The 23,860-nt window shown below is 42.9% G+C and carries 19 protein-coding genes; 10 read left to right on the top strand and 9 right to left on the bottom strand.

The features are described 5' to 3' along the window. The first annotated feature begins 64 nt into the window (after window positions 1–64). From GO816_RS04710 to GO816_RS04695, 4 genes are all read left to right on the top strand, one after another. Complete coding sequence (locus GO816_RS04710; RefSeq protein WP_157540212.1) at window positions 65–1,789, top strand: S41 family peptidase; 1,725 nt, start codon at window positions 65–67, stop codon at window positions 1,787–1,789. A gap of 157 nt (window positions 1,790–1,946) precedes the next feature. Next, window positions 1,947–2,483 carry a hypothetical protein gene (locus GO816_RS04705; protein ID WP_157540211.1) on the top strand — a complete coding sequence of 179 codons (537 nt, stop codon included), beginning with the start codon at window positions 1,947–1,949 and terminating at the stop codon, window positions 2,481–2,483. Between the two features lie 141 nt (window positions 2,484–2,624). Continuing rightward, window positions 2,625–2,981: a hypothetical protein gene (locus GO816_RS04700; RefSeq protein WP_157540210.1), complete on the top strand. Its 357-nt coding sequence runs from the start codon at window positions 2,625–2,627 to the stop codon at window positions 2,979–2,981. Beyond that, complete coding sequence (locus tag GO816_RS04695) at window positions 2,974–3,672, top strand: peptidylprolyl isomerase (RefSeq protein ID WP_157540209.1); 699 nt, start codon at window positions 2,974–2,976, stop codon at window positions 3,670–3,672. Before GO816_RS04700 ends, GO816_RS04695 begins: the two co-directional genes overlap by 8 nt. 3 nt (window positions 3,673–3,675) lie before the next feature. Here the strand turns inward: GO816_RS04695 and GO816_RS04690 are convergent, their stop codons facing one another. Then, on the bottom strand, window positions 3,676–5,286 hold the full coding sequence (locus GO816_RS04690; RefSeq protein ID WP_157540208.1) for a S41 family peptidase: 1,611 nt from the start codon (window positions 5,284–5,286) through the stop codon (window positions 3,676–3,678). A gap of 95 nt (window positions 5,287–5,381) precedes the next feature. Here GO816_RS04690 and murQ point away from each other — a divergent pair, with 95 nt between their 5' ends. Then, complete coding sequence (gene murQ, locus GO816_RS04685) at window positions 5,382–6,200, top strand: N-acetylmuramic acid 6-phosphate etherase (RefSeq protein ID WP_157540207.1); 819 nt, start codon at window positions 5,382–5,384, stop codon at window positions 6,198–6,200. Window positions 6,201–6,309: 109 nt separating this feature from the next. Further along, window positions 6,310–6,876 (top strand): hypothetical protein, encoded by a 567-nt coding sequence (locus GO816_RS04680; RefSeq protein WP_157540206.1) that lies wholly within the window; start codon window positions 6,310–6,312, stop codon window positions 6,874–6,876. A gap of 5 nt (window positions 6,877–6,881) precedes the next feature. Here GO816_RS04680 and lnt read toward each other — a convergent pair whose 3' ends face one another. The 6 genes from lnt to GO816_RS04650 form a co-directional block, all read right to left on the bottom strand. Continuing rightward, entirely contained in the window at window positions 6,882–8,492 is a 1,611-nt protein-coding gene (gene lnt, locus GO816_RS04675; RefSeq protein ID WP_157540205.1) for an apolipoprotein N-acyltransferase, read from the bottom strand. Between the two features lie 61 nt (window positions 8,493–8,553). Then, a complete protein-coding gene (locus tag GO816_RS04670; protein ID WP_157540204.1) occupies window positions 8,554–9,306 on the bottom strand; it encodes a DUF4197 domain-containing protein in 753 nt (250 codons plus the stop codon). A gap of 51 nt (window positions 9,307–9,357) precedes the next feature. After that, on the bottom strand, window positions 9,358–10,365 hold the full coding sequence (locus tag GO816_RS04665) for an inorganic phosphate transporter (protein WP_157540203.1): 1,008 nt from the start codon (window positions 10,363–10,365) through the stop codon (window positions 9,358–9,360). 21 nt (window positions 10,366–10,386) lie between these two features. Further along, complete coding sequence (locus GO816_RS04660; protein WP_157540202.1) at window positions 10,387–11,037, bottom strand: DUF47 domain-containing protein; 651 nt, start codon at window positions 11,035–11,037, stop codon at window positions 10,387–10,389. Between the two features lie 50 nt (window positions 11,038–11,087). Then, entirely contained in the window at window positions 11,088–12,152 is a 1,065-nt protein-coding gene (locus tag GO816_RS04655) for a sensor histidine kinase (RefSeq protein ID WP_157540201.1), read from the bottom strand. Between the two features lie 153 nt (window positions 12,153–12,305). Further along, entirely contained in the window at window positions 12,306–13,220 is a 915-nt protein-coding gene (locus GO816_RS04650) for a hypothetical protein (RefSeq protein WP_157540200.1), read from the bottom strand. A 359-nt stretch (window positions 13,221–13,579) separates the two neighbouring features. Between GO816_RS04650 and GO816_RS04645 the strand changes: the two genes are divergently transcribed. Next, window positions 13,580–15,124 (top strand): glycoside hydrolase family 10 protein, encoded by a 1,545-nt coding sequence (locus tag GO816_RS04645; protein ID WP_232336494.1) that lies wholly within the window; start codon window positions 13,580–13,582, stop codon window positions 15,122–15,124. Here the strand turns inward: GO816_RS04645 and GO816_RS04640 are convergent. After that, entirely contained in the window at window positions 15,121–15,870 is a 750-nt protein-coding gene (locus GO816_RS04640) for an SDR family NAD(P)-dependent oxidoreductase (protein ID WP_157540199.1), read from the bottom strand. The genes GO816_RS04645 and GO816_RS04640 overlap by 4 nt on opposite strands. A 388-nt stretch (window positions 15,871–16,258) precedes the next feature. Then, complete coding sequence (gene gcvP / locus GO816_RS04635) at window positions 16,259–19,168, bottom strand: aminomethyl-transferring glycine dehydrogenase (protein WP_157540198.1); 2,910 nt, start codon at window positions 19,166–19,168, stop codon at window positions 16,259–16,261. Window positions 19,169–19,331: 163 nt separating this feature from the next. Here gcvP and GO816_RS04630 point away from each other — a divergent pair, with 163 nt between their 5' ends. The 3 genes from GO816_RS04630 (at window position 19,332) to GO816_RS04620 (ending at window position 23,841) form a co-directional block, all read left to right on the top strand. After that, window positions 19,332–20,945, top strand: a complete 1,614-nt coding sequence (locus tag GO816_RS04630; protein ID WP_157540197.1) for a DUF5672 family protein — start codon at window positions 19,332–19,334, stop codon at window positions 20,943–20,945. A gap of 101 nt (window positions 20,946–21,046) precedes the next feature. Then, window positions 21,047–22,891: an ABC transporter ATP-binding protein gene (locus GO816_RS04625; protein WP_157540196.1), complete on the top strand. Its 1,845-nt coding sequence runs from the start codon at window positions 21,047–21,049 to the stop codon at window positions 22,889–22,891. Then, window positions 22,891–23,841 (top strand): nucleotide-diphospho-sugar transferase, encoded by a 951-nt coding sequence (locus GO816_RS04620; protein WP_157540195.1) that lies wholly within the window; start codon window positions 22,891–22,893, stop codon window positions 23,839–23,841. The genes GO816_RS04625 and GO816_RS04620 overlap by 1 nt, the downstream gene beginning before the upstream one ends. Window positions 23,842–23,860: the final 19 nt, after the last annotated feature.

Below are 23,860 nucleotides of genomic sequence, written 5' to 3'. Positions count from 1 at the left end.
AACCGCGGGGCATACTTATGCCTTTACTGATATATCGCCTTATAAAGCAGTGATTTGAAGGAAAATGAGTGTTAGAAATTTATACCGTAAAGCAGGGATGGGGATTGGAGCAGCTGCTTTGGCTGTTGGCTTGTGGAGCTTTAGTGATGATTTATTCCAGATTTCAAAAAATCTGGATGTATTTGCTTCGGTATATAAAGAGGTAAATTTAAATTACGTTGATGATATAAATTCGGCTAAAATGGTTAAAACCGGTGTTGATGCCATGCTTAGCGGTTTAGATCCTTACACCGAGTTTGTGCCCGAATCAGAAATTGAAGATTACAAGCTTCATTATGTAAGCACCCAATACGGTGGCATAGGCACCAGTATTTTTACACGCAATGGTAAGGTGTATGTATCTGAAGTTTTTGAAGGCTTTCCGGCTCAAAAGGCTGATATACGCCCCGGCGACCAAATTGTTAAAATAAACGATATTGAATTAACCAGCCGTAACAATGAACAGGTAAGCCAGCTACTTAAAGGCAGTAAGGGAGCCGGTATAAAGATTCAACTCAAACGTGGTGATGCCCCTGCGTTTGAAAAAAGCCTGGTACGCGAAGAAATAAAGCAACCCAATGTATCATACTACGGCATTGTAGATGGTAATATTGGATATATAAAACTCGACAAATTTCTTGAAAACTCTGCCGATGAGGTTACCAACGCACTTACTAACTTAAAGAAAAGCAACCCTACGGGTATTGTGCTTGATTTGCGCTCTAATGGCGGTGGTATTTTGCAGGAGGCCGTTAAAATAGTGAACCTGTTTGTACAAAAAGATGTTGAGGTGGTTTCGCAAAAAGGCAAAATACGCGAAAAGAACTTTACCTATCGTACCGTTACCCAGCCGGTTGAAGGCAACTTGCCGCTGGTAGTGTTGGTAAACGGGCGGTCGGCATCGGCGTCTGAAATTGTTGCAGGTGCCCTGCAGGATCTTGACCGCGCTGTTGTTATAGGGCAGCGCAGCTATGGTAAAGGGCTTGTGCAGCAAACGTTTAGCCTGCCATATAGCAGCCTGGTTAAAATTACTATTGCTAAATACTTTATCCCATCGGGCAGATGTGTTCAGGCTCTTGATTATGCCCACCGTAAAGATGACGGCAGCGTAGTGAAAATGGCCGATTCATCGTTACACGAATTCAAAACCCGTTCAGGAAGATCAGTTTATGATGGTAGCGGTGTTTTCCCTGATGTGCCTGTAAAGCAAGAACGCTTTGCCGATGTTACGCAAACACTAATAAGCAAACTGTTAATTTATGATTACGCTAATGATTACAGGGCGGGTCATCAAAAAATTCCGGCAGCAAAAGCATTTACTTTAACTGATGCTGAGTATGCTGACTTCGTGAAATACCTGTCAAGTAAAAACTATACTTACAGCACAGCCAGCGAAAAGATACTTACTGCGCTAAAAACAGAAGCTGCAAAAGACAAGCAATATGCCGAACTACAGCCCGAGCTTGAAGCACTGCGCAATAAGCTATCAAGCACTAAAAAGAATGATTTGCAGGTACACAAAACCGAGATAAAGCAGGTTTTGGAGAATGAAATAGCTGCGCGTTATTATTATGAGAAAGGCAGGTATGAAGCCAATTTCAAATACGACAAGGAGATGGCGCAGGCAGTAAAAACATTGCAAGACCGTCCCTTATTAGCATCAATATTAAAAGGCGAAGGCAATTACCGTATAATTGGTAAACCACAAACCACATTGGCGGCAGCCAGGTTAGATGGCGACGCCAGGTAATCAAATAACATTTTTAAATCAATGGCCCAGGTAATTTACCCGGGCCATTGTGTTTTATAACCCTTGGTTAACTATGTATTGTAACCAAGCCGATACATAACTTTGTTTAAACTTTTAGCAGTTATCAATTGTCATAATACCAAATTTTTGAAGTACTATGAAAAAGATGATACTCGCAGTGGCCATTTTAGTAAGTGGTATTGCAATTAATAACAAAGCCGAAGCTCAGATAAGTGTTAACCTTAACATTGGCAGTCAGCCTGATTGGGGGCCGGTTGGTTATGACTATGTTGATTATTACTACATGCCCGATATAGATGCTTACTACTCGGTACCAACGCATGAATATATTTATTACTCAAATAACAGGTGGGCGCGCAGCCGTAGCCTTCCGTCAAGATTCAGCAACTTCAATCCGTACAACAGCTATAAAGTTGTAATAAATGAACCTAATCCTTGGGAGCGCGCCGGCGTTTATCGTTCGCGCTACGCAGGCTATAGGGGAAGGCACGATCAGGTAATTATCCGAAACAGCAAGGATGTAAAATATAAAAATCACTACGTTCCGGGAAGGCGTACAGTAGTTTACAAAACTAAAGGAAATGGTAAAGCAAAAGGTCATTGGAAAGGTAATGGGCCGGGGCATGGTAAAGGCCCGGGTAAGGGTCATGGTAAAGGCCATGGCAAGCATTAAGATTTAAACATTAGCGCAAAGGGCTGTTAGTTTTACTAACGGCCCTTTTTAATTTAACATGGGTAAAGTTACATGTGAGATGTTGACGCGTGTAAATTGTACTTAACGGCTTACTTTTAAATTTAAGCTATATTTACCGCTATGAAACCTGCCGAGATAAACGAAAAGTGGAAAGTGTTGCAGCAGCGAATTGCCGAAGACTTTGATACCGACCTGCCTGATATAAAAGTGATGTTGTTTTTAATTGGCGTACAGGAGCTTGGACAGGGTCCGCGTAAATTCAGCAAGCGCCAAAAAGAAGAGTTGATGCATATTGCTAATTGTAAGCTTTTTAGTCAGCTTGGATTTTATGAACTTGAAGGTGCCGATCAGGATGGCTGGCCCCACTGGAAGCTAATAAAGCCTATTCCGCCTTATACCTTGCTTGAGCAGGAAATGATGATGAAATCATTAATAGTTAACTATTTTGAAGAACTGGATACGCAAAACGATGAATAGAGTACTTGCCCTTGTTTTAATCTTACTCTCATTTACTGCCTGGAGTAAACCGCCGCGAAATCAATATGTACGTATTAAAACTGCCTATGGGCAGGTGATTATCCGTTTATATAACGAAACGCCTAAGCACCGAGATAATTTTATCAAACTCACCAAAGAAGGTTTTTATAACGGCACGCTATTTCACCGGGTAATTCAAAACTTTATGATACAAGGTGGCGACCCAGATTCAAAAAAAGCAGTTGCCGGCCAGGCGTTGGGCGATGGTGATGTTAAATATACTATACCTGCAGAGTTTAAGGACAGCCTGTTTCATAAACGGGGTGTACTTGCAGCCGCCCGCGATGATAACCCTCAAAAGGCATCAAGCGGTTGCCAGTTTTATATTGTAGAAGGTAAGCGCGTTACAAATGCACGCATTGATTCTTTGCAGCAAACCAGGTTAAAAGGCTATACCGTGCCCGAGTGGCAACGTGCCATATACCGCACCGTTGGCGGCACCCCGCAGCTTGATCATGGTTACACTGTGTATGGTGAGGTGGTAAGCGGAATTGATATGGTAGACATAATAGCCGCAGTACCCAAAGATGCTAAAGACCGCCCGCTGAAAGATGTGCCTATGACCGTTGAGCTTTTAAAAAAGAATGAATGTAAGCAACTGGATAAGCTGCTTGGGATTCTGAGCCGTTAATTACTAATTGAGCGCGGCAATAGCTTTGCTTATGCCAGCATCATTCTGGTTAAGGGTACGGTAAAACCATTCACTACCCCATTTAAAGCGGGCAGCTTGTGCTTTAAGCAAAGTTTTTATGTACGGCTTGTTAACGGTTAACTCGTGCATGTCGGCATCTTTTATTAAACCTAAAGCCGAACTGTAGTTAACAAAGCGGTTAAACTCTACATCATTTACACTAAAGAAGTTCAGGTAGTCGTCTGCCGTGCTATAGTTTTTTAAAACGTTTTGCATGCGCTCTACAACATAGCCCGAAAATGCCTGATTGCGCAGCAAGTCCAACACAAGCCGGCTGTTTTCTGCAGCTTCTTCGGGTACAAATATGTCGGGCATAATCCCACCCCCGCCATATACTTTTTTGCCGGCAGTGGTATGGTAAGTTACAGCCATATTAAAAGTGCTGTCGTCTAAATTATTTTGTGCAGTGTAAAGCTCGCCTTTTTGCAAACGCTCGGTCAAATCGTTTTTATAACTCTCTGTGCCTGCTTTGTATGATTTTTGTATGCTGCGGCCCGATGGCGTAAAATATCTGGCAACGGTTAAGTTCAAAGCTGTACCATCATCAAACCTGAATTGCTCCTGCACCAAACCCTTTCCAAAAGACCTGCGGCCTATAATAACAGCACGGTCTAAATCCTGTAAAGCACCAGCTAATATCTCACTGGCTGATGCTGAATGCTCATCAATAATAACAGCTAACTTACCTTGCTCAAACAAACCCGAATCGGTTGCAAAATAATCTGTACGTGGCTCATGCTGGCCTTGGGTGTAAACAATTAACCTGCCTTTGGGCAAAAATTCATCAGCTAAGGCAGTTGCCGTATTCAGGTAACCACCACCGTTGCCACGTAAATCAAGCACAAGTTTTTGCATGCCCTGGCCTTTCAGGCGTTTTAACGATGCTTTGAAATCCGTATCGGTAGTTGTGCCAAATTTACTTATTTTAATATAACCCACCCCGGGCGCTGTAATATAGGCCGCATCAAGGCTGCTTAGGTTTACATGCCCGCGCTTAATGCGGAATGTTTTAACATCTTTACTATCGTTAGTAAGTACACCAACATAAAGCCCGGTATCATTACCGCCCGAAAAGGCATTATTCACCCGGTCGTTAGTTAAATGCGTTCCTGAAAAAGGCTTGCCGTTAAGGGTAATTATGCGAGCACCATTAGGCAGGCCTGCTTTATAGGCCGGAGAACCTGGCAGCACCTGGGTAACAAACAACGTATCGCGCAACAATTGCGATTCGATACCAATGCCATCAAAGCCACCCTCAAGTTTTTCGCTTAATGATTGTGCCTGTTTTTTGTGCAAATAAACCGAGTGAGGATCGAGCTTTTGCAGCAGGTTGTTAATGGTAACGCCTTCAACGCTGTCAACGTCTATAGAGTCAACATACTTTTTGCGTACAATTTGCATTACCTTTTCCAGCTTGTTGCCGTTAGGGTCATAAACGGTAAGGCTGTCATCAGCAGGGGCATTTGATGAACGGCGGTTAATAAGCAGGCCAACGGCCACGCCCAGCAACACCAATATCATCGATCTGAAAATTAATCCGGCAGTTTGCTTCATCCCCTTGGTAACAAAAGTACTATTTATAAACGTTTCGGGTTTGCTATAGTTGACGGAATTTTACCGATTTTTGTTACAAATTTGTAAGAATATTTATGATAAACACCACCGAACAAGATTCGCATTACAACCACCTTGAGCAGTTGTCGGTTAGTGAAATACTTGCCGGTATAAACAACGAAGATCAGTCGGTTGCACTATCAGTGCAAAAGGCACTCCCGCAAATTGAAAAGCTTGCCGAAGCCATTACACAAAAAATGCAAAGCGGTGGCCGGTTGTTTTACATAGGCGCGGGTACAAGTGGTCGTTTAGGTGTGGTTGATGCATCTGAATGTCCACCTACTTTTGGTGTTCCGTTTGATTGGGTAGTAGGTATAATTGCGGGTGGCGATGGAGCCATACGTAAAGCCGTTGAGTTTGCCGAAGATGACGCCGAACAAGCCTGGAAAGACTTACAAGTATATAATATTAGTGAAAAAGACGTTGTAGTTGGCATAGCTGCTTCAGGGCGCACCCCTTACGTTATAGGCGGCCTTAAAACAGCTAATGAAATCGGTATAACCACCGGTTGCATAGTATGCAATGCAGGCAGCGCTGTTGCTGCTGAGGCTAAGTTTCCGGTTGAGGTGGTGACCGGCCCTGAGTTTGTAACTGGTTCAACACGTATGAAAGCCGGCACCGCACAAAAGTTGGTTTTAAACATGCTGAGCACCACCGTTATGATTCAATTAGGACGGGTGAAAGGTAATAAAATGGTTGATATGCAGTTAACCAATCATAAGCTGGTTGACCGCGGTAACCGCATGATTATGCAGGAGACAGGCGTTGACGAAACCACTGCCGCAGCCTTGCTTAACGAACATGGTAGCGTTAGAAAAGCGGTAGATGCTTACAATAGTAAAAAACAGCAGTAAAGACTTATGCTACATGCTTGAGTATGAAAAGTTGAAGAACAAGTTTATTACGTTTTACAGCACGGTACTCATGTATGCATAACTTAACAAGCTGAACACTAAAAAAGATATGCACGAAATAGAACCATATTACAGGTGGAGGGATGATTACATTGCGGCAGAGGATGAGTATTCGCCTTTTTATGCTACAGTGTATAACGAGTTTGAGTTTGATAAGCAGGTGTATAACTATTTGTTGCACCCGCAATGGGATTCGTTTGGTTCAAACACACTATACTTGAAAGTATTATACGCCGATTACGACTACGGCTATGTAATTATTGAATTTATTGGCGAGTGGAATGATGCCATAAATAACGACGTAATGATGCTTAAGCGCGAAATAATGGAGTTGATGATGGATAACGGCATCAATAAATTTATCCTGATAGGAGAGAACATTTTGAACTTTCACTCATCAGATGATTGCTATTATGAAGAGTGGTTTCAGGAAGTGGAAGACGGCTGGATAGCCGGAATAAACTTCCGTGAGCATGTGATACGCGAGTTCAAACAGAGTAACATTGACTACTTTATAAACTTTGGTGGAGAGCTGGATGATATGAGCTGGCGCGGACTAAAACCACTGCAAATGTTTAAAAAAGTAGAAGAACAATTAGTTAAAAGGCTTAATTGAGCCTTTTAACTAACCTTTCTCATTAGTCCAACTATTACCCACAAAATGCCTAGTACAGCAAGTATGCATCCGGCATAAGGTAAATAATCGCCGTGCCGGGTGTAAAAGGTCAAATCTGAATTAAGGTTAATATCCTGCTTTAAAGCGGTACGCACCCACCAGCCTGATTGCTGCACTACATCGCCACGCTGATTAATAAAGCCCGAAATTCCGGTATTGGCCGAGCGGCAAACCCAGCGACGGTTTTCAATGGCCCGCAACTTGGCATAATCCAGGTGTTGATCTTTACCCGAGGTGTTTTCCCACCAGCCGTCGTTAGTTATAATGGCAATAAACTGCGCGCCTTTACGCACCGATTGTGCAACCCAGTTACCCCAGATGGTTTCATAACAAATTACAGGTGCAGCCCCAATGCCGCTTTGCGAATAGAAAACATCGGCCTCGGCCTGGCTGCCGTAGCCACCGGTGGAGCCGCCAAGATGTTCAAATACAGGTTTCAAAAAACTCAGGGCCGAGCCAAACGGCATAAGTTCGGCGCCAGGAACTAATTTAGATTTATGGTAAAACTGCAGTTTCGAGGAGTTCTCAATGTTAACAGCGGTATTGAAGACATCATAAAATTGATTGCTCTGGCCCATAGGCTTTGCCGTAAGCGTGTGGGCATCGTTATATAGTTTATAAGTAGAAATGCCGGTTATGATATTACCGTTTTTAAACTTGCTTAAAAATTGTTTTACCTGGTTGTATTGTGGCGTTGAAAAAAAGCTGTCTTCATTTACATCTTCGGCAATGGCAGTTTCTGGCCATATAAAAAATTCCGTGTTGGGTTTGCCAAGCGAGTCAGATAAATGGGTAAGAGTGCTTACCTCTTCATAAGCCGGAACGTTAAATTTGGTATAAGGGTCAATGTTAGGCTGCACAACTACCACATTTGATGGTGCCGCTTGTTCCTGGTAAGTATAATAACGATAAAGCGAAAAACTTAGCGGTGCAAGCAGTACCAGCACAAACGAGGATACCAGCTTTAAGCGTAATGTTTTGTTTTGAGCCTCGTGCAGGCCGGCATAGATTAAGAACAGGATGATATTAACAGCCCATATCCAAATAGTGCCGCCATATACGCCGGTATACTCATACCATTGTATCCATTTGTGGCTCACGGCAAAGCCGTTACCCAACGTCATCCATGGAAAGTTTAAATCCCACGATTGGTGCAGGTACTCATAGCCTATCCAAAAGCAAACTAATGCAATAAGGGATAATCCTCTAGGTGCAACTAACCTTATGCGGTAATACAACCAACAAGCTCCGGCCATTAATAAGGGGCCTAAACTATATGGTACTAGTGTTATGGGTATGGCAACAACAGGACCTATAGTTTTAAGCGAGTTGTATACCCAATATATGCAAAGTGAGTTCCAAACAAAAAAGCCAATAAAGGTGGTTGCAAATACAAGTCTGCCTTTTTTTGCGGAGTTTGAATTAATAACATTCTCAATGGCCATCAGCATTGGAACCAAGCCTGCAAACAGCAAAAAGGTAGTATAAGGTGTGGGTGGCCAGGCAATCCACAGCAACAAGCCCGAAAATACAGCCAGTAAAATGTTTTTTCTCATGCAATACAAAGAAACGTTGATTTATTCCCTTTCCTTAATCTTCAACCAAGAATAAGGTATATCAACTTGTTTTTTTCTGAACGTAGCCAAATACCTTTTGCAGGAGAGGGGTTGATCGTGAAGAAAAATTAGTACGAATGTTCAGTTCCTCTTGTGCAATACGGTAAAACAAACCGTCTATAGCTTTTTGAGTGACATAATCATCCAGGTTTGGATTAAGCTTATTAAACACCAGCGGTATTTTATTGTACTGTGTTACCAGGGCACCATAGTATTTGGTAGCACCAACGTTTGACAAGCTCTTGTTTATAACAGGTTTAAACTGCTCGGTAAGTTGTGTTGTTGTGGTACGTTTAAAGAAGTTTGTAGCGGCATCTTTTTGGCCGCCTAAAAGTATATTGGTTACATCCTGTACGGTAAGTTGCTTTATTGCCGATACAAATATAGGAGCCGCTTTTCCGGCAGCATCTTCAGCAGCGCGGTTAAGCGAAAGTATGGCATCATCACAAAGCTTGTTAAAGCCAAGCTTACGCAATGCCGATTCAGCTTTTTGAGCTTCTGGCGGTAACAATAGTTTTATAGCGGCATTGCCAAAAAAACCGTTTGCTGAAGATAGCTGGCTTACGCTTTTGTTGGTGCCCTGCTCAAGCGCCTGCTTAAGCCCGCTTATCATTTCAAGCGTACTTGGTACACTGTTTTGGGTAGGACTGTAAATGGTACCGCCGCTATTGGCAACAGCAGTATGCAGAGTATCGCAACTGGTGGTAGTGGCAAGAGTTAAAACAAGTGCCGGCAAAAGTAAAATTGGTTTCATAAGCATTTGTGTATTGACAAAGCTACTTATAAAAGGTTTACTATGCTACTACTACAAATAATGCATTATTGCAAAAACAGCCGCAGCTACCAGAGCCGAAATTGGAATGGTAATAATCCATGCCCAAAGCAGGTTAATAGTGACGCCCCAACGCACTGCTGATACACGTTTGGTTAAGCCTACACCAATAATTGAACCTGTAATGGTATGCGTGGTTGATACAGGTATGCCCAGGCGCTCCGTCATAAACAGGGTAATAGCACCTGCAGTTTCGGCACTTACACCCTCAAGCGGAGTTACCTTGGTAATTTTACTACCCATGGTTTTTACAATTTTCCAGCCACCGCTCATGGTGCCGGCTGCAATGGCCGTGTAACATGCCAAAGGGATCCACTCGGGCATGGTTTGTCCTTGTTTAATAACGTTTTCGGCCACTAAGGCAACGTATATAATACCCATTACCTTTTGCGCATCATTACCACCGTGGGCAAAACTTAACGCAGCCGATGATATCAACTGCACACTCTTAAACCACCGTTCGGCAACTGCCGGCCTGAAGTTTTTAAATATGTGTAATATGATAATGGTAATTACATAGGCAATCAGCAAGCCGATAAACGGAGCAAGGAATATGTAAGCCGCTATGCGTAAAATGGAAGCAGTATCAACAGCCGTAAGGGGATTAATGCCCATGAAGATTGCATTGGTCATACCTGCTCCGGCAAAACCACCAATAAGGGTGTGTGATGAACTTGATGGAATACCAAACCACCAGGTAAGCAAATTCCAGGCAATGGCCGCAATAAGGCCTGCCAGTATAACGTCCATGGTTATGAAATTCTCATGTACGGTTTTGGCAACGGTGTTGGCTACCTTGTGCTCTTTAATAAGGAAGAAAGCCAAAAAGTTGAAAGCGGCAGCCCAAAGTACCGCCTGAAACGGTGTTAAAACCTTGGTTGATACAATGGTAGCAATAGAGTTGGCTGCATCATGAAATCCGTTAATAAAATCGAATATGAGGGCAAGGCAAACTACAACAACAAGCAGCGAGGTAACCATGTGTGGGTAAGTTTTGGGCTATTAAGCGTTTTTAACCAGTATTGACTCCATTACATTGGCTGCATCTTCGCACATGTCGGTTGCTGTTTCCAGCGCAGCTAAAATTTCTTTGTATTTGATAAGGCGCATAGCATCTTTCTCGTATAAAAACAAGTCGGCAACGGCACGGTCAAATACATAATCGGCTTGGTTTTCAACGCTGTTAATGCGAATGCACGAATCGGCAATATTACGTACGTTTTTAAGGTCTTTTAACTCGCGTACAGCTTTTTCAAGGTCAATGCTGCCCTGTAAAATCAATTCAGAAAGTTTGCAAATTGGTTCTGTATATTCTTCAATATTATAAAGCAACATACGGTTAGCCGAACCCTGAATGTAATCGGCCACATCATCAATAGCAGTAGCCAGGGCGTGAATATCTTCACGGTCAAACGGCGTAATAAAGTTTTTGCCTAATTCAAGGTAAATCTGGTGAGTTAAATCGTCGCCTTTATTTTCCAGCTTATCAATTTGCTTGAACGCTTCCTGGCGGTCAGCATCATTTTTTGAGTTTACAGCCTCAACCAAAACCTCGGCCATTTGCTTTACGTTGGTTGCAGCCTGCTCAAATAACGGGAAAAATACCTTTTTGTCTTTAGGTACAAAGTACTGGAATATACTGTTTAATGACATTTGCTATTCAATAGTTTACGCAAAAGTACATATACAATGTTAAGTTAATGTTAACTCTTTAACACAGGTATAACCTGCTTTAGAGCCGAAGGCATAATGCGCTGCAATGTGAAGCCAAACGTTGAACCTAAGCCTTCGGTACTGCGTACATTAATAGTTTGCTGGTGCGCTTCAATTATATGTTTTACAATAGCCAACCCCAGTCCCGAACCACCAATTTCACGAGAACGATGGCTGTCTATCCTAAAAAAGCGTTCAAAAAGGCGGGGAAGATGTTTTTCGTTAATTCCAAGACCTTCGTCGGTTATTTCTACCAAAATCTGGTCGTGTAGCTCAAAAAGGCTCACTGATGTGCTGCCTCCCGGTTTACCGTATTTAAAGGAATTATCGATGAGGTTGATGAGTACCTGGCAAATCTTGTCTCTATCGGCCGATACCACAAAAGCTTCATCGTACTTTTGCTTAAAGATGAGTTTAATGTCATGCTGCTTGGCTTTCAGTTCAAGCTGCTCAAAAACCTCTTTAATAAGATCGTTTATTTTAAATTTAGTATAGTTAATTGGTATCTCGCCCGATTCGAGCTTTGAGATTTCGTCCAGGTCTTTAATGAGGTAGCTGAGGCGGTCAACGTTTTTTTCGGCTTTCTTCAAAAACTGCATCGCCATATCGGTGTCGTAAAATTCATCCTCCATTACCGCTTCAAGGTAGCCCTGAATAGCAAACAAGGGCGTTTTAAACTCATGCGATATATTTGATAAAAATTCACGTCTGAATTTTTCCTGGCTACGCAGCTGCTCAATTTCAATTTTCTTTTCGCGCGCCCATTCTTTTACTTCCTGTTCAACATCACCAATAGGATCAGTACTGGTTGATTCGCCCAGCGCATCGCGCAGGTCGCGGCCAAGTTTAAGGTTGTGTATGAGCTTGTAAATAAGTTTTACCTTCGAGTATACGTATTTTTCAATAAGGTAATAAAATACAATGTAACTGGTAATGAAGCCGATAAGGAAGGTTACAGTAACATCATACCATTTATGCTGGAAGTAAAAGTTTACGATGGAAAGTGCAATGGCAACAGCCAGGGCATTTATTAATACCAATACGCTGAGTTTCATAGTTCAAAGTTAGGTTAAAAAAATACGTAATTGCTTAGCTTAACTATTTATTAACACGCTTTGCCGGCGTTCTCTTTTAAAGGGTGGGTTATAAAACAAAACCCCCGGTTGAGTGCCAACCGGGGGTTTTGTTTTATTATTCGTTGCTATTACTTATTTCAGTTTAAATTCTGTTTTACCCATGGTGTAACCATCAGCATATAAGTAAACGGTATAAACGCCTTTTACAAATTTGTTAGGGTTTACCCAATCAATAGTATACATGGTACCGTCGTCTTTAAAGTCAATGGCTGTTTTGTAAGTGTACTGTAGCTCCTGCTCGTCAGCAGTAAATACGCTGCTTTCACCGGTTGTCATTAGGTTACCGGCAGGATCTATAATACGCATGTAAACATCATGGAGGCCTTTTTCTGCTACAGCATTGCCAACAATGTTGAAATTAACCTTAATTTTTTTAGCCGGACCTGCACGGTTTACGTCAACCTCTTTGCCGCTGCCTTTAATTTTATAAGCGATAACTTCGGCAGCGCCCATTTTTAAGGCCGATGCAACTTTAACCTTCGAGCTTAATTCCTGGTTTTGCTGCTCAAGCGTGCTGGCTTTTTGCGATACCGATGCCACTTGGTTTTTCAGTGTATCGCGCTCTGTAGCTAATGAAGCATTTTGCTGTTTAAGTTCTTCAATATCAGCTGTGTACTTGGTTACAAAGTAACGCAGTTGTTTGATGTCTTCCTGGGCTTTTTTAAGTTCGCCTACGGTTAATTGTCCGCGTGAAAGAGCACGCTTTAAAACCTGAATTTTGTTTTGCAAAGAATCAGTACGAGCCTGCATTTCTGACGATAGCTTGGCTTTGCTGGTGTTTACCTGCTCTATTTGCGCCTCCAGGCTGTCAAGCTCGGTTTGTAAACGGTGCTTTTCATCATCAGCCTGGTATATGATTTTGGCAACATCTTTCTTTTTTTGCAGGTATAGGTACACATCAGTTCCAAGTAGTGCCACCACTACCACAATAAGGAAGTATATAACGTTTGAATTTTTCTTTGAAGTTTGTTCAGATTTGTTTTCCATTCTCAATCAATTAAGTTAAACGTAACCGGCACATAGCTATATAACGTATCTGGCTTTTAAAAATGATAAAGCAACCTAAAACATTTTTTGTTTGAAAATGAGCGGCTGTGTATATGTTTGTAAACCAAAGGTTAAACTACGTACTGTTTATTAAATCAATAAGTAAACACCGCTTTTATGATATTAATTATCATAAAACAGAAACTTATTTGTTTAAAAACAGGTTAGGCAGATGGCGCTAAAAATAGTTACTCTTGAACCAAAAAACAAAACTTGCCTGTATTTTAACGGCTATACTAAACTACCTTAAGGGGAGTTATGTATCTTTGCCCCCCGTGAAAATAAGTGATTTGCTGCCTATGATTAAAAGATTTGTGCTGGTGATGGCCGCATGGCTTTGCTGCTTGCAGGTGCAGGCTCAGATAGATACCATTAAACAACGTTACCCTACATCAAAACGCGAGTTTAGAGGAGTTTGGGTAGCTACTGTAACCAATATTGACTGGCCAAGCGCACCCCGCCTGCCTGCCGAAAGGCAAAAGGCCGAAATGCTCAACATTTTAAACTATCATGAACAGGCCGGTATAAATGCTGTAATGTTTCAGGTAAGGCCTGCTGCCGATGCTTTTTACGCCAAAGGGCGCGAGCCATGGTCAAAGTGGTTAAGCGGGCAACAGGGAGTGGCTCCATCTGAGTTTTATGATCCGCTTGAGTTTGCGGTTAATGAGGCTCACAAGCGTAATATGGAGCTGCATGCGTGGTTTAACCCTTACCGTGCAACCATGGATAATAACCCTAACAGCGTAAGCGCACAGCACGTTACCCGTATTCATCCCGATTGGTTTATTACTTACGGAGGCAAAAAACTGTTTAATCCTGGCCTGCCCGACGTACGCGAGTATATCATACAAGTTATACTGGATGTGGTGAAGAATTACGACGTTGACGGCATACACATGGACGATTATTTTTACCCATACCCTATTGCCGGGCAGCGTATTAATGACCAGGAGGCCTGGAAAAAATATGGCGAAGCAGAGTGGGAAGATATCAAAGACTGGCGCCGTAATAATGTTGACACGCTGATACAAGCACTTTCAGACAGTATACACAAATACAAGCCGCACATGAAATTCGGGATCAGCCCGTTTGGTATATGGAAAAATTCCGGACAAGATGAGGAAGGTTCTCAAACCAACGGCGGATCATCATACTACGAGCAGTTTGCCGATACCCGCAGATGGGTTGAGGAAGGCTGGGTTGATTACATAAATCCGCAAATATACTGGCACTTTGGCAACAGGGCTGCAGCTTTTGAAAAGCTAACCGACTGGTGGAGCAATAACAGTTTTAACAGGCACTTGTATGTTGGCATGGCTGCGTATAGGATAGGCGAAGTTCGAAACAGCGGATTTAAAAACCCGGCGCAGATACCTTCGCAAATACGCTACTTACGCAATAACCCCCGCGTGCAGGGAAGTGTGTATTTTAGTTCGGCCTCGCTAAGGCGAAACTACGGCGGATTAAACGATTCGCTTCGGAATAATTATTACAAAACGCCTGCACTGCCGCCGGTTATGCTTTGGCTTGATTCAATTGCGCCTAATGCGCCAAGGCTGCTATCAGTTGGGGCAACGCAAAAAGGCTTTTTGCTAAGCTGGCAAACGCCATTATTAGCCAAGGATAAGGAGCTGGTGTATGGCTATGTAGTTTACCGCTTTTACGAAGGTGAAAAACTGAACACAGCAGATCCGTCACGTATAATACATATTCAGTACGGCCCTATAAACAGTTACGAAGACACAACAGCCGAGCGCGGAAAGCGATACGTTTATATGGTTACGGCAATTGATCGTTTAAAGAACGAGAGCGACCCGGTAGGCATACCGGCTTACAGCCGTTAACTGTTCATAACAGCGCCGCAATTTATATCAAGCGTTTGGCCGGTTATGCTGTGCTGACTTAGCAGATAAGCAGCTAAACCGGCTACTTCTTCGGGTTGGCTCATGCGCTTTAATGGCACGCTTTGCATGGCAATATCATAAAACTCGTCTTTGGTAACGCCAATGTTATCAGCTATACCCTGCATGCCGGTTTGAGACATTTCCGTATCAACCCAGCCCGGACAAATGGCATTAACCAGTATTTGTTCAGGAGCATATTGAACTGCCCATGAGCGCATCAACCCAAGCAAACCAGCTTTAGAGGCGCAATAGGCCGAGTAGTTAGCCACACCCAAACGCGCCAATACCGATGAAGTAATTACAATATGTTTGGTAGTTGTAGCTTTACGTAAGTTTGGCAAAAAGGTATTTACAAAATTATAAGTGCCTGTAAGGTTAGTGGCAATAATATCACCCCAGCGGTCGGCGTCGCCCCAGTAGTTTTCACCTCCTATGCCTGCGTTGGCCAGCAGGCCGTTAATAGCGGTGTCTTTTAGTTCAATGGCCGCGGTTTTCAGGCTATCTAAATTGCGTACGTCAGCAACCACTATACGATGACCGGTGCCATTTAAACTTCCAAGCGTTTGAATTAAAGCATCAATACTGCGGCCCAATAAAATACACTGATTACCTGCATTTGCAAGGTTTTGTGCCATAGCCCGGCCAATGCCGCTGCCTGCTCCGCTAATTATATAGGTGTTTGCCATACAGCAAAAGTAAATGTTAAATTGAATTTTTAGAGTTGGTTTATGAGGGCAAAGTTTAATTCAAAATATGCCCCCATAGGTAGAATGTTACTGATTGAAAAACGTGGTGTGAAAGGGTGATATTGTTGAGTTTGACTGTGTTTAGTTTAACGTGTTGATTGTCTTAGTTATAAATTTACAGCTACTAACTTGTCATTGCCATCCGCCTAAGATGGAGGACCAATCTCACCATACAAGGTTAGAACGCGAGGAGATTGCCACGTTGCACCTGTGGGAATTTCCATCGACTCCTCGCTGACATGTTGGTAATAAACAAAAAAAGAGGCTTCCCACAGGGAGCCTCTTCAATATTCTGAAAATTCAAAAATTCAGTAAGTTTTGATCACGATCACGTACCGTACTCAGGCGTAGTTACTTCGCTTTCTTCAAACTCATACTCGGTTAACGGTGGACATGAGCAAATAAGCGTACGGTCGCCATAGGTATCGTTTACACGACCAACTGATGGCCAGAATTTGTAATCGGCTACGTAAGGCAGCGGGAATGCTGCTTTTTGGCGGCTATACGGATGGCTCCACTCGTTGCCGGTAATTACGGCTGCGGTGTGAGGCGCATTTTTAAGCGGGTTGTCGGTTTTGTCTAACGTGCCATTTTCAACTTCCTCAATTTCATTACGGATGGCAATCATGGCATCACAAAAACGGTCAAGCTCATGCTTAGGTTCCGATTCGGTAGGCTCCACCATAACCGTTCCCGCTACCGGGAACGATACAGTTGGCGCATGAAAACCGTAATCCATCAGGCGTTTGGCAATGTCGGTTACCTCAATGCCAAAGTTTTTAAATGCGCGGCAATCTAAAATCATCTCGTGTGCGCAGCGTCCCTGTGTCCCGGTGTATAATACAGGGTAGTGCTGCTCTAAACGAGTTTTAATGTAGTTAGCATTTAAAATGGCATATTTGGTAGCGTTAGTTAAGCCTTCGCCGCCCATCATAGCAATGTAGGCATGCGAAATAATCAGGATAGAAGCCGAACCCCATGGCGCTGCCGAAACAGCAGGGATTGATTTACCCTGATCAATATTAACTACCGCGTGACCGGGCAGGTAAGGCACAAGGTGCTTGGCTACACCAATTGGGCCCATACCAGGACCGCCGCCGCCGTGCGGAATACAGAATGTTTTATGTAAGTTAAGGTGGCAAACATCAGCACCAATGGTAGCCGGACTGGTTAAACCAACCTGTGCGTTCATGTTGGCGCCGTCCATATAAACCTGGCCGCCGTTAGCATGAATTATTTCGCATACCTCAATGATCGACTCTTCGAACACACCGTGGGTTGATGGATAAGTTACCATTAAACAGCTCAGCTCGTTTTTGTACTGCTCAGCTTTAGCTTTGAGGTCGGCAACGTCAATGTTACCGTTCTCATCACATTTTACTACTACAATCTTCATACCTGCCATAGCAGCCGAAGCAGGGTTGGTACCGTGTGCCGATGAAGGAATTAAGGCAATATTACGGTGATCATCACCACGATCTAAATGATAGGCACGGATAACCATCAGGCCGGCATATTCGCCTTGCGCTCCGGCATTTGGCTGTAAGCTCATTGCGGCAAAGCCGGTAATTTCGCTTAACCATTTATTCAGTTCATCAAATATTTGCATGTAGCCGCCGGTTTGGTCGGCAGGGGCAAACGGGTGCATTTTACCAAGTTCTGGCCAGGTTACCGGTATCATTTCGGTAGTGGCGTTCAGTTTCATGGTGCACGAACCCAAGGCGATCATCGAATGGCAAAGCGAAAGATCTTTAGCCTCTAATGATTTGATGTAACGCAGCATTTCATGCTCTGAATGATGCGAGTTGAATATTTTGTGGGATAAAAACTCGGACTGACGTTGTAATTCTGCCGGAATAACGGTTTCAAGGCTAGCTTTCAGCTCATCAAAATTCACATCATTCAGGGTTTTACCTTTTACTTTAGCAAAAAAGCGAATGATGGTTTTAATATCTTCAGGCGAAGTTGTTTCATCTAAAGTGATGCTTGCAGTTGAACCATTGTAATGCAGGTTCATTTCGTTGTTCAATGCTTCAGAATGTATTGGGCCAGCCAAAACGCCTAGCTCAAACTTAACCGTATCAAAGTATGATGAGTTTAATTGCTCGTAACCTAACTCGCCTAAAGCCTTAGCTAACAAAATAGCCAAGCCGTGAATGCGCTGGGCAATCAGGGTTAAACCTTGCGGGCCGTGGTACACGCCATACATCCCGGCCATAATAGCCAGCAATGCCTGAGCGGTACAAATGTTAGAGGTTGCTTTATCACGGCGGATGTGCTGCTCGCGGGTTTGCAAGGCCATACGCAGGGCGTAGTTGCCTGCGCTATCAATGGTTACACCAATAATGCGGCCCGGCATCGAGCGTTTATATTCTTCTTTAGTGGCAAAAAATGCAGCATGCGGACCACCAAAGCCCATAGGTACGCCAAAACGCTGGCTGGTACCCACCACAATATCGGCACCCCACTCGCCCGGAGGCGTTAACAGCACAAGGCTCATTAAATCGGCCACTACAGTTAACTTAATGTTTTTGGCATGTGCGGCAGCGGCAAAATCGGCGTAGTTGTAAACCTGGCCATCTTTTGCAGGGTACTGCACAATAGCGCCAAACATTTCGTCGGTTAGTTCAACCGTGCGGTGATCGCCTATTACCAGCTCAATGCCATAAGGCTGCGAGCGGGTTTTTAAAATATCAATGGTTTGCGGGAAAACTTCTTCAGATACAAAAAAGGTGTTGGCTTTAGTGTTTTTGCGTAACGAGTATTGCATAAACATAGCCTCGGCAGCTGCAGTACCTTCGTCAAGGAGCGATGCGTTGGCAATTTCCATACCGGTGAGGTCTAACACCATGGTTTGGAAGTTTAGCAATGCCTGCAAACGGCCTTGTGCAATCTCGGCCTGGTAAGGCGTGTATTGCGTGTACCATCCCGGATTTTCCAAAATATTACGCTGAATTACGCCCGGAACAATCACGTCGTAATAACCCTGACCGATGTATGATTTGAAGACCTTGTTTTTAGAAGCGGTTTGCTTCAGGGTGTTCAGGTAATCAAACTCGCTTTTGGCGGCTGGTAAATTCAGCGGGTTTTTTAAGCGGATTTTTTGTGGGACGGTTTGACCAATAAGCTCATCTAACGATGCGGCACCTACGGTTTTCAACATTTTGGCCGTATCGGTTTCATTTGGAGCAATGTGCCTGGCCTGGAATTTCTCCTGATAATCAATATTTAATTTCATGGATCGGGAAGCCCTTTTTTGTTTGCCGCAAAGGTATGCTTTTAACGCCTCATTAACAATGAGTAAACAAATAGTGACACTATTTTGGCTTTGCTTTAAAAGGCAACCCTGCAAATAATATTTTGTTTTGCTATGCACGCTTAAGCAATTACCTTTACACCATTTGAAGAAAGTAGCTGTTGTTATACCATTTTACCGCGAGCTTATTACTGAGCATGAGGCAATTGCTTTGCAGCAATGCCAAAAGCTGTTATCGGGCCATCCTATAATTGCCATTAAACCTTACTGGCTAACGCTACCCGAAACAGCAGGCATTGTGAACTTTACCGAAGTAAAAAATTTTGATGACCAATACTTCACCGGCTCGTTAGGGTATAACCGGCTCATGCTCTCCTCTGAGTTTTATGAGCAGTTTTTAAGTTATGAGTACATCTTAATTTATCAGCTGGATGCTTTTGTTTTTAGTGATCAGCTGTTACACTGGTGCAACCAGGGCTTTGATTACATTGGCTCGCCCTGGCTTCGTAGTATAGGGCATGTTGATTTTATAAAGGCAGTAAAATCGCGCTGGCAATATTATTATCATACCCGCTATGATTTGCAAAAAAATGGGGTACCCAGTGCAAAGCAATTTGAAAACAGGGTAGGGAACGGAGGTTTTTCGTTACGGCGCGTTCAAAAGTTTTTACAGGTAACCCAAACTCGCAGAGTTGATATTGATCGTTATCTGGGCCTTGTAGCCCAAAAGATATACGAATATAGTGAAGATGCTTTTTGGAGTATTGAAGTTAACCGCAAAAGCAAGCTTCTTAATATACCTGACTATAAAACGGCTGTTTCATTTGGATGGGAAACACAGCTTAAACGCGCAAGCGAATTAAACAACGGACAGCTGCCTTTTGGTTGCCATGCGTGGGACAGAAACATTGATTTTTGGGCACCGTTGTTTGATGAGTTTGGCTACGAGCTGTTGCCTAAAAAGCTTGTGAACAACTTTGCAGCTAAAACAGAATTTGATATCAAGTATTTGTACCGAATATCAGACGGAAGCAATCCTAAAAACAAACTGCAAACCGCCACCAAATTACATTGTCTTCAAAATTTCATTGAGGTTTTTAAACATAACATTTATGTTTTTGCTGATAACTGCAGCGAAGCTACCCTCGCAGCTATTCGTAATTTGGGAGTTGAGCCTGTTGAAATTGCTTTGGGCAATTCAAAATCTTGGCGTTTTGTGGTTGAAAGTGCTATCAAACATTTCGATGATGAATCGTATGTCTACCTTGTAGAAGATGATTACTTGCATTTGCCCGGTTCAGATAAGGCCTTACAGGAGGGGCTTACTATAGCTGATTACGTAACACTGTATGATCATCCTGATAAGTATGGCAACCCGGTTGCGGGTATTACCGAGTTTACGGAAGCTGAAAGCCATGTGCTTTTAACCCAATCAACGCACTGGAAAACGGTTAGCTCAACTACCATGACCTTCGCCGTCAAAGTGAAAACGCTTAAAGCGGATAAAGATATCTGGTGGTATTTTACCGAGGGTAAAATACCTAATGATCATTATGCGTTTTTAACATTGATGCATAAAAATAACGAGCCGCCCAAAAAGCTGTTCAAAGGATTAAAAGCATCCTTATTTCCTGCTAAAGCATCAAACCCTAAGCGTGTGCTCGTTAGCTCCATACCCGGTTTTTCAACTCATGCCGAAACAGAATGGCTTAGCCCGGTTACAGCATGGTACAATATTAAAGCCTGGAACGAGGTTTAAGTAAAAGATTGCTATTTGTTAAAATGTGCACCATTAGCAAAAAGGCACCTGAAACCAAGTGCCATATAATTTACCTAATTTTGCAGGCTTATATATTTTAAATGAAAACGTACTTCAGGTTACTTTCCTTTGCCAAACCCATTGAAAAGTTTGCCATACCTTATATTATCTTCACCATTTTTGCTGTGTTTTTTAACACGCTGAACTTAGCGCTTTTAGCTCCCTTGCTTCAAACACTATTTTCAGAAAAAGACAAATGCGGGCCTGCTGTAAGCCAGGCTGCCACAAACGGCGCACCTTCTATTATTGATTTAAGTGCCTACTTCAATTATTATGTTGATTTAATAGTGCACCGCTATGGTGCATGGGGAGCTTTGCAGTTTGTTTGCGGCGTTATAATAGTATCAGTTATACTTGCTAACGTATCTAAGTACCTTGCCCAGCGCACTATGGAGAATATGCGTAATCATACACTCCTTAATATCCGCCGCTCGGTTTTTAATAACGTAATGAATTTGCACTTGGGCTACTTCAATAACGAGCGCAAAGGAAATATAATGGCAAAGGTAACTTCAGATGTACAAACTGTTCAGTTTTCAGTTACAGGCACCTTGCAGGTTATTTTTAAAGAGCCGCTTCAGCTTATATTTTACTTGGTAACACTTTTTGCATGGTCATTTAAACTAACAGTTTTTTCATTGCTGGTAGTTCCAGTTGCCGGCTTTGTAATATCACGCATTGTTAAAAAGCTGAAAGCCCAGGCCGTTATGGCGCAGCAAATTTACAGCAACATGATCAGTTATCTTGATGAGGCTTTAACCGGAATTAAAATTGTTAAAGCCTTTAATGCCACTGATCATATAAAAGAAAAGTTTCATGAAGAAAACAAGCGCTACACTAATGTAGTAAAAGCCATGGCCCGCAGGCAGCAACTGGCTTCACCAGTGTCTGAGACTATGAGTATTATTATGGTATCGGGCATTGTGTTGTATGGTGGTTATTTGGTGCTTACTCACCAATCGGCGCTTTCTGCATCAGATTTCATTGCCTATATAGCTATATTTTCACAGCTCATGCGGCCCGCTAAAGCCATATCCGATTCGTTTACCACTATACACTCAGGTATTGCAGCGGGTGAACGTGTACTGGAACTTATTGACGAAAAACCTGCCATTAACGATGCGGAAAAAGCCAGCGTTATAACAGGCTTTAAAAATGCTATTGAGTTTAACAACGTTTCTTTTGCTTATGGCGATAGGGAGGTTTTACATAACATATCCTTCAAAGTTCCGGCAGGAAAAACGGTAGCATTGGTAGGGCCGTCGGGCGGGGGTAAATCAACCATTATGGATTTGATACCCAGGTTTACCGATGTTAAAAGCGGCGAGATATTGGTTGACGGGGAAAACATCAAGCAAATCACAATGGAATCGTTGCGTGGTTTATTGGGCGTAGTTAACCAGGAATCGATATTGTTTAATGATACCATATTTAACAACATTGCATTTGGCAAGCCAGGGGCATCGGCCGAGCAGGTTGAGGCTGCGGCACGCATTGCTAATGCGCACGAATTTATTATAAATACCGAAGAAGGCTATCAAACATCCATCGGCGATAGGGGAACAAAACTATCGGGCGGACAAAAACAGCGTATATGTATTGCTCGTGCCGTCTTAAGCAACCCTCCTGTAATGCTGCTTGATGAGGCAACCTCTGCACTTGATACCGAATCGGAAAAATTAGTTCAGGAAGCACTTAATAACCTGATGAAAGATCGAACCTCGGTTATTATTGCGCATAGGCTAAGCACTATACAAAATGCTGATATAATTATAGTTATCGAGAGCGGTAATGTTGCCGAGCAGGGCACCCACTATGAACTGCTTCAAAAAAACGGGTTATACAAGCGCCTTATTGATATGCAAACCTTTCAAACCGAAGGCTGATGACACACGCAGCACCTTATCAAACACAATCTGCTGTGTTGTTTATTGTATTTAACCGGCCTCACACTACAAAGCAAGTGTTCGATCAAATAAGGAATGCCAGGCCACTACGCCTGTATGTTGCTGCTGATGGCCCCAGAACTAACAAGCCTGGAGAAGACGAGCTTTGTAAGCAAGTACGCCAGATTACGGATGAAATTGACTGGCCGTGCGAAGTAAAAACACTTTACAGTGAGCGTAATTTAGGTTGCAAAGAAGCGGTATCAACAGCCATAACATGGTTTTTTGAGAACGAAACCGAAGGTGTTATTTTAGAAGACGACTGCTTGCCGGCAGAAGATTTTTTTAAGTTTTGCGATGTAATGCTCGATAAATACCGGCACGACACCCGGATAAGACATATAGGTGGCAGTAATTTACAAAAAGGCCGGGTGTGGGGTAACGGATCCTACTATTATTCTAATTTAACTCATGTGTGGGGTTGGGCTGGTTGGCGCCGGGTTTGGCAGGAGTATGATAAAAACCTGACCCGCTATGTTGATGCTTTAGTGAGACCACAACTGGCCAACATATTTGACAATCATTTAGTGCTTGATAGCTGGGAAGTTATATTCAGGGATGTAAAAGCAGGGCTTATTGATACCTGGGATTACCAGCTTACCTTTCTCAACTTTTTTAATAACGGTCTTTCGATTATCCCCAATGTAAATTTAATAAGTAACATTGGTTATGGGCAGGGAGCAACCCACACGGCCGATACTGCAAATGATTTCGCGAACATGCCTTTGCAGTCTTTACCAGCTGAAATAGTACATCCTGATTTTATGCTTCCTCAAAAACAGGCTGATTTATTTACGCTAAGCCACGAATTTGATCTTGAAGCCCGGTACCGCAAATATAACAAGCGTAGCAGGCGTTTTAAGCGGTGGTTTAAGAGTATAATGAAATAAAAAAGGCCGCCCGGAAAAC

The sequence above is a fragment of the Mucilaginibacter aquatilis genome (genome assembly GCF_009755275.1).
Lineage (GTDB): Bacteria > Bacteroidota > Bacteroidia > Sphingobacteriales > Sphingobacteriaceae > Mucilaginibacter > Mucilaginibacter aquatilis.
This window is presented reverse-complemented; position numbering and strand designations above follow the sequence as displayed.